Origin of the sequence: Micromonospora sp. NPDC050397, assembly GCF_044901685.1 — a bacterium.
Classification (GTDB): Bacteria; Actinomycetota; Actinomycetes; order Mycobacteriales; family Micromonosporaceae; genus Micromonospora_G.
This window is the reverse complement of the sequence record NZ_JBJDPS010000037.1, coordinates 1-4,128: the sequence shown is the minus strand read 5'-3', so window position 1 is coordinate 4,128 and position 4,128 is coordinate 1. Positions and strand designations below refer to the sequence as shown.

The 4,128-nt window shown below is 73.5% G+C and carries 1 protein-coding gene; it reads left to right on the top strand.

Features of this window, described 5'->3' with window-relative positions:
- Positions 1-4,128, top strand: a 4,128-nt coding sequence (locus tag ACI2K4_RS36175) for an SDR family NAD(P)-dependent oxidoreductase (protein ID WP_404517623.1), incomplete at both ends; no start/stop codon positions are given.

Sequence of the window (4,128 nt, the reverse complement as noted above, 5' to 3'; positions counted from 1 at the left end):
TCGTGCGCGGGTGCCGTTCTTCTCGACGGTCACGGGTGACTGGCTCGGTGACGAGGTACCGGACGCCGCGTACTGGGTACGCAACCTCCGCCACCCGGTCCGATTCGAAGAAGCCGTGCGGGCCCTCGCCACGACGGACGCCGGAGCGTTCGTCGAATGCAGCCCCCACCCGGTGCTGACCGCGGCGGTGCAGGACACCCTGGAGGCAGCCGGTCACGAGGCCGTGGTCACCGGAACACTGCGCCGCGACGACGGAGGAGCGCGACGCGTGTTCTCCTCCTTCGGAGAGGCCTTCGCACAGGGACTGCCCGTCGACTGGACCCGGGCGTTCGCCGACGCCGATGCCGTACACGTCGACCTGCCCACGTACGCCTTCCAGCGCGAACGCTACTGGTGGGACCTCGACACACTGCGCGGGCCGGTCACCGCTCAGGCTCCCCCGCGCACCGTCGGCGACGCGGGCTTCTGGGACGCCGTGCAGAGCGACGACCCCGAGTCCCTGGCCGGCCTCCTCGACATGGACGGCGACGCCCTGAGCGGTGTCCTGCCCGCTCTGCGGACCTGGCACCGGAGCCGCACCGCCGCGGCCACCGTCGACTCCTGGCAGTACCACGTGCGCTGGGCCCCCGTCGCGCTGCCCGACAGCCCCGTCCTGACCGGCACCTGGCTCCTGGCCGTACCGGCGGACTCCGCCGCGGCGACCGGCTGTGCCGACGCGGTCGTCGCCGCCGTACGCGGCCACGGCGGTGACGTCACCACACTCACCCTGACCGGGAACGCCACCCGGGAGGAAATCGCCGACCGGCTGCCCGACGCCCAGTTCGCCGGTGTGCTGTCCCTGCTGACCGTCACCGATGGAGCCGCCAATCGGAACGCCGTCGCGCGCACCGGCCTCACCACGACCGTCGCCCTGCTCCAGGCGCTCGGTGACGCGGGGACCGGCGGACGCCTGTGGCTCCTGACCCACGACGCTGTCACCGCCACAGCCCGGGACGCGCGCACAGCCCGCGACGACGCGGCCGCCCAGCACATGGTCTGGGGCCTCGGCAGGATCGCCGCACTGGAGCACCCGGAGCGGTTCGGTGGCCTGGTCGACCTGCCCACCCGACCCGACACGCGCACCGGACGCCTCCTCGCGGCGCTCCTGACCGGCGACACCGGCGAGGACCAGGTGGCCCTGCGCCCGTCCGGTGCCCTCGTCCGCCGCCTCTCACACGCCGACGCCGACGCCTCCGGCGCCCGGCCGGCGTGGCGCCCGCGCGGCACCGTCCTGGTCACCGGCGGAACCGGTGGGCTCGGCTCTCGCGTGGCCCGCCACCTCGCCAGGACCGGCGCCGAACACCTCCTGCTGGTCGGCCGACGCGGGCCTGACGCGCCCGGCGCCGCCGAACTGCGCGCCGAACTGGAGGAGACCGGCGTGCGCGTCACGCTCGCCGCCTGCGACGTCTCGGACCGGACGGCCGTGGCCGAACTGCTCGCCACGGTGTCGCCTGACTGCCCACTCACGGCGGTCGTGCACACCGCCGCCGTCCTCGACGACTCCGTCGTCGAGGGCATCACCCCCGAGGGGATCGACCAGGTCCTGCGAGTCAAGGCCGACGGGGCGTGGCACCTGCACCAACTGACCCTGGACACCGAGCTTGACGCCTTCGTGCTCTTCTCCTCCCTGGCCGGCACCCTGGGGGCCTCCGGACAGGGCAACTACGCCCCCGGCAACGCCTATCTGGACGCCCTGGCCGAACAGCGGCGCGCCCTGGGGCTGCCCGCCACCTCCATCGCCTGGAGCATCTGGGACGAGCGGGGCATGGCCACCGAGGGCGACATCGAGGCGACCGCGGGCCGGCACGGGCTCCCCGTGATGGACCCCGACCTCGCGGTCACGGCCCTCCTCGCGGTGGCCGGCGGCACCGAACCGGCCGTCCTGGTAGCCGACGTGGAATGGGACAGGTTCCGTACGGCGTACACCGCCACCCGACCCAGCCCGTTCCTCGCCGATCTGCCCGAATGCCGTCGGACCGCAGAGCCGGATGCCCGGCCGGTCGCCGACCCGGGCGCGGCCGACGGCCTTGCCGCCCGCATCACCGCACTGGGCGACCCGGCCGACCGGCAGGCGGCCCTGCTCAACCTCGTCCGCGAGCAGGCCGCCCAGGTCCTCGGCCACCCCGGCCCCGACGCCGTCGACCCCACGACCGCCTACCGCGACCTCGGCTTCGACTCCGTCACCGCCGTCGAACTGCGCAACCGTCTGAACAACGTGACCGGACTTCGGCTGGTCTCCACCGTCGTCTTCGACCATCCCAACGCCCGCTCGCTAGCCGCCCGCATAGGGGACGAGCTGGTCGCCGCTGCGGGAGGCACAGCACCGGCACCGGAGACCGCCGCCGCAGACGTCCACGCCCCGGACCCGGCCGACGAGGACGACCGGATCGCCGTCGTCGGCATGAGCTGCCGTTTCCCCGGTGAGGTCCGCTCCCTGCAGGACCTGTGGGACCTGCTCCGCGACGGGGGCGACGCCATCACCCCGTTTCCCGAGGACCGCGGCTGGGACCTCGACGGGCTCCGGGCCACCGGCGACCACGCCGGCGCGGGCACGTCGAGCGCCCACGAAGGCGGGTTCCTCCACGACGCGGCCGACTTCGACGCGGAGTTCTTCGGTATCTCACCGCGTGAGGCGTTGGCGATGGACCCGCAGCAGCGGTTGCTCCTGGAGACCTCCTGGGAAGCCCTGGAACAGGCGGGCATCGACCCCACCAGCCTGCACGGCACCCGGACGGCAGTGTTCACCGGCACCAACGGCGGCGACTACCTCGCCGCCGGTCCGGACGTCCCCGAGGAGACCGCCGGATACGTCGCAACGGGCAACATCGGCAGCGTCCTCTCCGGCCGCGTGGCCTACACCCTCGGGCTGGAGGGCCCGGCTCTCACCGTCGACACGGCCTGCTCCTCCTCCCTCGTCGCGCTGCACCTGGCGGTGCGTTCGCTGCGGCAGGGCGAGTGCGACCTCGCTCTCACCGGCGGCGTCACCGTCATGTCCACCCCGGGCGTCTTCACCGAGTTCACCCGTCAGGGCGGCCTGGCGCCCGACGGCCGCAGCAAGGCCTTCGGCGCGGGCGCTGACGGCGCCGGGTTCTCCGAGGGAGTCGGCGTGCTCGTCGTCGAGCGGTTGTCTGACGCGCGTCGTCGTGGGCACCGGGTGCTCGCGGTGGTGCGGGGTAGTGCGGTCAATCAGGATGGTGCGTCCAACGGTCTGTCCGCGCCCAGCGGTGTCGCTCAGCAGCGGGTGATCCGGGCGGCGTTGGCCGACGCCGGACTCCGGGCCTCGGATGTGGACGTGGTGGAGGCGCACGGTACGGGCACGAGGCTGGGTGATCCGATCGAGGCCGGGGCGCTCCTGGCCACGTACGGGCAGGGGCGCGACCCGGAGCGGCCGTTGTGGTTGGGGTCGGTGAAATCGAACATCGGCCACACCCAGGCCGCCGCCGGCGTCGCGGGCGTGATCAAGACCGTCCTCGCCCTGCGGAACAGCGCGCTGCCCAGGACTCTGCACGTCGACTCGCCCACCGGGCACGTCGACTGGTCGTCCGGCACCATGGCACTCCTTGCCGAGCCACGCGACTGGCCCGAGACCGGGCGGCCCCGACGCGCTGGGGTCTCCTCGTTCGGAGTCAGCGGCACCAACGCCCACGTCATCCTGGAACAGGGACCGGACACCGGGACCCGCGCCGACGACCACCGCCCGGGCGGCACGACCGAGCCTTGGATCCTGTCGGCGTCCTCCGGCGCGGCCCTGCGCGACCAGGCACGACGCCTCGTGCCGACGGCTGAAGGCGTCACCGGGACCGCGCGGGCCGATGACATCGGCCACGCCCTGGCCACCACCCGCGCCGTGCTCGACCACAGGGCCGTTCTCCTCGGGGCGCACGCCGCCGACCCGGTACGCGACCTGGCCGAATTCGCGGCGGGTCGAGAGACTCCCGACGTCGTTCACGGCACGGCCACTGCCTCCGACGACCGTGTTGTCCTCGTCTTCCCCGGTCAGGGGTCGCAGTGGGTGGGTATGGCGGTGGAGTTGTTGGGGGAGGTGCCGGTTTTCGCGGAGCGGATGGGGGAGTGTGCTGCGGCGTTGGA